A 7,715-nucleotide genomic window follows, 5' to 3' on the forward strand; every position below is an offset into this window, starting at 1 on the left:
TTGCAACCCAATTTTATGATGTAAAACAATGAACGTTACCAGAAAAAATATCGACGATTTAAATGCAGTTCTTACTGTAGCAGTTTATAAATCTGATTATACTTACAAAGTAGAAAAGATGCTAAAGGAGTATCAAAAACAAACGGAACTTCCAGGTTTTAGAAAAGGAACCGTTCCGATGAGCACTATTCAAAAAAAATACGGTCAGCCACTTTTCTTGGATATGGTAAACAAAACAATCCAAGAAGATTTGACAAAATATCTTCAACAAGAGAAGTTGGATTTATTAGGAAATCCACTTCCTGTAAAGAACGATAACATCGATTGGAATGCAGAGAAAATTGAATTTGATTTCGAAATTGCTCTTGCTCCATCTTTTGATATCGATTTGGGTGCAATCAAAGATTTAACAAAATACAAGATTTCTGCCGACGATAAAATGTTGGATGATCAAGTAGCAAGAATCCAAAAGCAATACGGAAAAATGATAGCTAAGGCTACTTTCGAAAGCGGAAACGACGTTTCAGGGACATTTCGTAACGAAGAAAAAGCAATCGATGCTCCGGCTCAATTCTCATTGGACATCTTCAACGACGAAAAAGCAGTTGAAAAATTATTCCTAGGTAAAAAAGTAGGCGATGTGGTAACTTTAAACACAAAAGGATTATTCGCAGACGATCACCAATTGATGGATTACCTAAAAGTAGGTCACGATGACGTTCACGGTTTGGACATCAACGTAGATTTTACAATCGAGGAAATCACAGAAAGCGAACCGGCTGAATTGAACCAAGAATTGTTCGATAAATTATTCGGAGAAGGAAATGTTTCCTCTGTTGAAGAAATCAAAGAAAAAATCAAGGAAGACGCCGAAAGACAATTCGAAACACAATCGAACCAAAAATTCTTGAACGACGTAACAGAATCATTGTTGGAAAACACAAAATTCGAGTTACCGGCTACGTTCTTGAAAAAATGGATTCAAACGGTTGGTGAAAAACAACTGACTCCAGAAGAAGCAGAAGTAGAATACGCAAGATCAGAAAACGGATTGCGTTACCAATTAATCGAAGGAAGAGTGATGTCGCAAAACAATTTGCAAATCAACTTCGAAGATCTAAAAGCTTATGCTGCCGAAGTAATCAAAAAGCAAATGGCACAATTCGGACAAATGGATCCAACCGATGCAGATGTTGACGGAATCGTACAAAGAGTGCTTTCAAACCAAGAAGAAGTAAAAAGACTTTCAGATCAGGTAATGAGCGAAAAAATGCTAAACCTTTACCAAGAGAAAGTAAGCTCTAAAGTAAAAGAAGTGACCTACCAAGAGTTTGTAGCCGCTACTTACGGAGAATAATTTCAAAGAAAAATCATTATATTTGAGCGTCAGAAGTTTTTTTTGACGCTCTTTTGTTTGAAGCCATTCCAGCTATTCGTTCCAATCTTTTTTGCAAAAATCTTTTTTTCTAAGCACAAAAAGGAGCTTCCGCTGGTCGCTCTTTTTCTGCAAGAAAAAATAGATTTTCTACAAAAAAGGATTTCCACTTCTATCTGGGCTAAAAAAGTGCAAACAAGACACAATGTCACTTCAAACAACAAGGTATAAACTTTGATAAAAACTATAATACTTACTTAATTATAAAAAAAAATGAACTACGGTAAAGAATTCAAAAAGTTTGCTACAAAGCACCAAGGTGTAAACGCAATGTATTATGACAAGATCGTAAATGCAATGACACCAACCAATATGACGCCTTATATTATTGAAGAACGCCAGCTGAATGTATCGCAATTGGATGTTTTTTCAAGATTGATGATGGACAGAATCATCTTCCTAGGAACAGGAATCGACGATCAAATTGCAAACATCGTACAAGCACAGTTGCTTTTCCTGGAAAGTGCCGATGCGGCTAAAGACATCCAAATCTATATCAACTCTCCTGGAGGAAGCGTTTATGCAGGATTAGGAATTTACGATACAATGCAATACATCAAGCCAGATGTGGCAACCATCTGTACAGGTATGGCGGCTTCTATGGGAGCTGTTCTACTATGCGCAGGAGCAGCAGGAAAACGTTCGGCTTTGCCACACTCAAGAGTAATGATCCACCAGCCATCAGGAGGAGCACAAGGAGTTGCTACCGATATGGAAATCAACTTGAGAGAGATGTTGAAATTAAAAGAAGAATTATACAAAATCATTTCCGATCATTCAGGACAATCGTTCGACAGAGTACACAAGGACAGCGAGCGCGACTATTGGATGAAAGCCGATGAGGCAAAAGAATACGGAATGATTGATGAAGTGTTGAGAAGGGGATAAATTAGTCAAAAGCCAAAAGTCATAAAGTCAAAAGTTTTTACTTTCAACTTTATGACTTCGATTTTCGACTTTAAATAAAAAGAATGGCAAAAGAAGTTTTAGAGTGTTCGTTTTGTGGAAGGAATAAGCCAGAAACCAATTTATTAATTGCAGGAATCAATGCTCATATCTGCGACAAATGTATCGAGCAGGCACACGGAATTGTAATCGAAGAATTAAAATCAAGCAAGTCATCCAAGAAAATGACAGGCGATTTGATTCTGAAGAAGCCAAAAGAAATCCGTGCATTTTTGGACCAGTATGTTATTGGTCAGGACCAGACTAAAAAAGTAATGTCGGTTGCGGTATATAATCATTACAAAAGATTGATGCAACAACAGGACAACGATGAAGTGGAGATCGAAAAGAGCAACATCATTATGGTCGGACAAACCGGAACCGGAAAAACATTGGTGGCAAAATCCATTGCAAAAATGTTGGATGTTCCTTTGGCAATTGTTGATGCAACCGTATTGACAGAAGCAGGTTATGTTGGAGAAGATGTAGAAAGTATCTTGACACGTTTGCTTCAAGCGGCCGATTACGATCTGACAAAAGCCGAAAGAGGAATCGTTTTCATCGATGAAATCGACAAGATTGCTCGTAAAAGTGACAATCCATCCATCACACGCGATGTTTCGGGTGAAGGTGTACAGCAGGCATTATTGAAATTATTGGAAGGGACTATTGTAAACGTACCGCCAAAAGGAGGACGTAAGCATCCAGACCAGAAGTTTATCGAAGTCAATACGCAGAACATTTTATTTATTGCAGGCGGAGCTTTTGATGGTGTGGAGAAAATCATTTCAAAAAGATTGAACCGTCAGGCAGTGGGTTACAGCACATCTAAAAATGCCGACAATATTGACAAGGACAATTTGTTGCAATACATCATCCCGAAAGACATCAAGGATTTTGGATTGATTCCAGAGATTATTGGTCGATTGCCGGTATTGACGCACATGGATCCTTTGGATAAGGCAACATTGAGAGCCATTTTGACACAGCCAAAAAATGCACTCATCAAGCAATATCAAAAACTGTTTTCTATTGATGATGTGGAATTCACTATCACCGATGAAGCGCTGGATTATATTGTAGATAAGGCATTGGAGTACAAACTCGGAGCCCGTGGATTGCGTTCGCTTTGCGAAGCCATTCTTACCGATGCGATGTACGAGCTGCCAAGTTCAGATGACAAGGCTTTGGCAATCGACAAGGATTATGTAAAGGATACCTTGAATAAGAATTTACTCAAGCGATTGGAAATTGCTTCTTAGATTCAAATACAAATCAATCCCGTCAGCAATGGCGGGATTTTTTATTTAGGAGCGAATCGTTAGGGCGTTTTTGGAATCCTTATTCCTGCTTTCCGTTACAATAATTTTCTTTTTTTTAAAGAAAAAAAGAAAATTATTTCCTCTTCAATCAGGGCTAGGCGATAAAGCATTTTAACTTTAGAATCTTTCGAAAGTATGCATAATCAGTAAGGCTTTTTTTCTGCGAAAATCCGCGACATCTGTTAATTCCGCATTCTTTCGATTCCAAACCCTTATTTTCATATCAATCTTTTTTCCTATTTTTACGACCATCTAAACAACAACCAATGACTTTTCAAAATACACGTGAGTTCGCACAGGAACTCGACGCACAAGACACACTTCATCAGTATCGAAACGAATTTCTTTTTCCAGAAGTAAACGGAAGAAAAGTAATCTACTTTACAGGAAACTCACTTGGTTTACAACCAAAAAGAACAAAAGCCTACGTTGACGAAATAATGGACGACTGGGCAAAACTAGCCGTCGAAGGTCACTTCTATGCTGAGAAACCTTGGTGGGATTATCACGAACGTTTTGCCAATCCGTTGAGTAAGATTGTTGGTGCTTTGCCTAGCGAAGTAACTGTGATGAATACCTTGACCGTAAACCTTCACTTGATGATGGTATCGTTCTACCGACCGACAGCTAAACGATTCAAGATTCTCTGCGAGGCTAAAGCATTTCCTAGTGATCAATACATGATTCAAAGCCAAGTGCATTTTCACGCACAGCATTTGGGAATGGATCCAGCCGATATGATTGTGGAAATTCAACGCAGGGAAGGCGAACATAACATTCGTCTGGAAGATGTGTTGGCGAAGATTGAGGAAGTAGGCGACGAGTTGGCTCTTGTATTAATTGGAGGAGTAAATTATTATACCGGACAGGTATTCGATATGAAGACCATTACAGAAGCAGGCCATAAAGCCGGTGCCTATGTAGGTTGGGATTTGGCACATGCTGCTGGAAATATTAAGTTGGAATTGCACGATTGGGAAGTGGACTTTGCTGCCTGGTGCAGTTATAAATATATGAATTCAGGACCTGGGAATGCTTCGGGATGCTTCGTACATTTGAAACACCACAAGGATGACGACTTGCCTCGTTTTGCTGGCTGGTGGGGACATAATAAGGAGCGTCGTTTTAAGATGGAGCCTCAGTTTGATCCTGTTGAAGGAGCCGACGGATGGCAAATCAGTAACTTGCCGGTACTGACATTGGCACCTTACTTGGCATCGGTAGAGATGTTTGCAGAAGTAGGAATGGATAAACTTATTGAGAAGCGTGACAGGATTACATCGTATTTGGAATTCATCCTGCAGGAAATTGACAAGGAAGTGGACAGCACGTTCGAAATTATTACACCAACAAATCCTTTGGAAAGGGCTTCGCAATTATCGGTGTTTTTACATGGAGAAGGCAGGGCTTTGTTTGATTATCTTATGAAGAACGGTGTAATTACCGATTGGAGGGAACCAAATGTTATTCGCCTTGCGCCTGTTCCATTGTATTGCTCATTCGAAGATATGTATGAGTTTGGACAGATATTGAAGAAGGGGATTCAGTCGCACGGTTAACGTATTGAGATTGGAGTATTAAGTAGTAAGACAAAGAAAATCCGTGGCAGCAGCGTCATCCGTTGTATCCACGTTCAATAAAAATAAAAATGAACAAACAAGAAAAAATAAAAAACTTTGATCCATCGCAGCCGGGTTTGGCGGATGAGAGCATTTTTGGGTTGCCATTTACGGCAGAGGAGAGTGATATTGTAATTGTTCCTGTGCCGTGGGAAGTAACGGTGAGTTATGGAGCGGGTGCTTCTGAAGGGCCAGATGCTATACTGGATGCTTCGTTTCAGGTGGATTTGCACCATCAGGAGTTTCCGGAATTATGGAAGCTGGGGATCTATCTTGACTTGAATGAGCAGACGGATAAATGGGCAGCCGATAGCAAAAAATATAAGGCATTGGCACAACCAATCATCGAGGCATTGGAAAGTGGCGAGGTGATTGAAAGCATTCCGCCTTTGCAGTCGGATTTGGATAAGATCAATAAGGTTTGCCGTGAGTTGAAAGACGAGGTGAAGGAACGCATCTTATATTGGACAAAGAAAGGAAAGAAAGTGGTGCTTCTTGGAGGCGATCACTCGACGCCGCTTGGTTATTATGAGGCGTTGGCTACGCAGCATAGTGATTTTGGTATTCTTCATTTGGATGCGCATATGGATTTGAGGATTGCCTATGAAGGTTTTAAATATTCGCATGCTTCTATCATGTATAATGCGTTGCAGCTTCCGCAGATTAGTAAGATTGTGCAGGTGGGCATCCGTGATTTCTGTGAGCAGGAGGTGGAAGTGGCGCAAAAGGACCGTGTGATTGTGTATACGGATATGGACTTGAAGGCGGCCACTTTTGAGGGCAAGACGTGGGCACAGCATTGTGATGCGATCATTGCACAATTGCCGCGGAAAGTCGTGATCAGTTTTGATATTGACGGGATGTATCCTTGGTATTGCCCGAATACGGGAACGCCGGTGCCGGGTGGTTTTTCATTTGAGGAGGCGGCTTATTTGCTGAGTAAATTAAGCGAAAGCGGCAAGGAGATTATCGGGTTTGACTTGGTGGAAGTGGCTCCGGGCGAGGATGATTGGGACGGAAATGTTGGTGCTCGAATGCTGTTTCACATGTGTGGGGTGCTGGCGAAGAACAACGGCATGAATGTGGGGAGCAAGATTGCTTTTAAGCGATAAACAGACTTATATATAAATAGAAAAACAGGCTTAGTGCCTGTTTTTTTTTTGGTGCAGTGTATAAAAACCATAGGAGCTTTTTTTATAACATAAAATGCCTTAGTGGCTTTTCATCTTCTCGAAAGTAGTGCTTAAAACCCTTTTGATTTTATCCGAAGCACCACTAAAAGCTTTTTCAATCGTATCAGCATTGTGAGTTACGGCTAGAGGATTTATACCTGCCAGACGCACTTCAATCATACAACGTTTGTCATCCGTTCCGAATTTGTCTTTGTTTTCATCGCCTAAGTGTACTTCGACTCTTGTAATCTTGTCGTCGAAACGGCTTAATGTTTTTTCTAATTCTTCCGAAAAATAGGTTTGTAGTCTTTCGTGGTTTTCGAGTGTACTGTCTGTGTTGAATTGTATTTGCATAACGTTTGCTTTTTTTTGATTTGTATAAATTTAGAAATAGATTTCTACACTTGAAGTGCAATTAATATAAGTTTATGATTATTATTAAACCAATATTTTTGAAACCGATGCTAAATGTTTTTGATATATTTGTGTGACGATGTTCTGCTTCATTTTGAAGTAGCATAACCCATAAAAATATGCGTTTACTTTTCAAGATAATCTTTTTCTTTTGTGCCGTGAATGCATTTGCACAAGAATCAATTCCAACAGCTGTAAAGGATACTGTTTTCTTCACAAAGATCGACTCGCTTTATCGTGAGGATCAATTTTACTTTGGGATAACCTACAACCAGTTGATGAGTACTCCTAGAGGATTTTCGCAGGAAGGTATTTCTACGGGTTTTCATTTAGGTTTTTTGCGGGACATGCCCATCAATAAAAACCGTACGGTTGCTATTGCTATCGGTGCGGGTGTTTCTTATAATAAATACCATACCAACATGGTGGTTTCGGAAGTAGGAAGCGAGCGTTTATATGAATTTGTAGATGCCAATTCTTTTGATAGGAATAAAATGGAGCAAGTTTTTGTGGATGTTCCAATTGAATTCAGATGGCGGAATTCTACTCCCGCAAGCCATAAGTTTTGGAGAGTCTATGCCGGTTTCAAAGTGCGCTATTTGGCTTTAAGTAAAACCAAATATGTCGGGCAGGAAACGATAACCATTTTCAATAACGATGATTTCAATAAGATACAATTCGGTCCGTCACTTTCATTCGGATTCAATACCTGGAATTTCCATGCCTATTACGGAATGAATTCCTTGTTGAAAGAAACGAAAAATACAGAGGGCAGTCCTGTTGACTTTAAAACACTCAACATTGGCCT

Annotated in this window: 7 protein-coding genes; 6 read left to right on the plus strand and 1 reads right to left on the minus strand. The window is 39.7% G+C overall.

Translation table 11 applies throughout. The annotated features are described in order from the left end of the window. Positions 1-28 precede the first annotated feature (28 nt). The 5 genes from tig to ACI6PS_RS14420 all read left to right on the plus strand — a co-directional run bounded on the left by tig (position 29) and on the right by ACI6PS_RS14420 (position 6,433). The gene (gene tig / locus ACI6PS_RS14400; RefSeq protein ID WP_421013271.1) at positions 29-1,357 is read left to right on the plus strand and encodes a trigger factor; all 1,329 of its coding nucleotides are present in this window, start codon (positions 29-31) and stop codon (positions 1,355-1,357) included. Between the two features lie 291 nt (positions 1,358-1,648). After that, entirely contained in the window at positions 1,649-2,323 is a 675-nt protein-coding gene (gene clpP, locus ACI6PS_RS14405) for an ATP-dependent Clp endopeptidase proteolytic subunit ClpP (protein ID WP_421013272.1), read from the plus strand. Positions 2,324-2,406: 83 nt separating this feature from the next. Then, positions 2,407-3,642 carry an ATP-dependent Clp protease ATP-binding subunit ClpX gene (clpX, locus tag ACI6PS_RS14410; protein ID WP_421013273.1) on the plus strand — a complete coding sequence of 412 codons (1,236 nt, stop codon included), beginning with the start codon at positions 2,407-2,409 and terminating at the stop codon, positions 3,640-3,642. A gap of 326 nt (positions 3,643-3,968) precedes the next feature. After that, positions 3,969-5,261 carry a kynureninase gene (kynU, locus tag ACI6PS_RS14415; RefSeq protein ID WP_421013274.1) on the plus strand — a complete coding sequence of 431 codons (1,293 nt, stop codon included), beginning with the start codon at positions 3,969-3,971 and terminating at the stop codon, positions 5,259-5,261. A gap of 89 nt (positions 5,262-5,350) precedes the next feature. Next, positions 5,351-6,433 carry an agmatinase family protein gene (locus tag ACI6PS_RS14420; protein ID WP_421013275.1) on the plus strand — a complete coding sequence of 361 codons (1,083 nt, stop codon included), beginning with the start codon at positions 5,351-5,353 and terminating at the stop codon, positions 6,431-6,433. A 99-nt stretch (positions 6,434-6,532) separates the two neighbouring features. Here the strand turns inward: ACI6PS_RS14420 and ACI6PS_RS14425 are convergent, their stop codons facing one another. Next, on the minus strand, positions 6,533-6,847 hold the full coding sequence (locus ACI6PS_RS14425) for an HPF/RaiA family ribosome-associated protein (protein ID WP_421013276.1): 315 nt from the start codon (positions 6,845-6,847) through the stop codon (positions 6,533-6,535). Positions 6,848-7,026: 179 nt separating this feature from the next. Here ACI6PS_RS14425 and ACI6PS_RS14430 point away from each other — a divergent pair. Then, the coding region (locus ACI6PS_RS14430; protein WP_421013277.1) for a porin family protein at positions 7,027-7,715 on the plus strand (689 nt) is incomplete at its 3' end.

The sequence above is a fragment of the Flavobacterium sp. PLA-1-15 genome, assembly GCF_049060005.1.
Taxonomy (GTDB): Bacteria; Bacteroidota; Bacteroidia; order Flavobacteriales; family Flavobacteriaceae; genus Flavobacterium.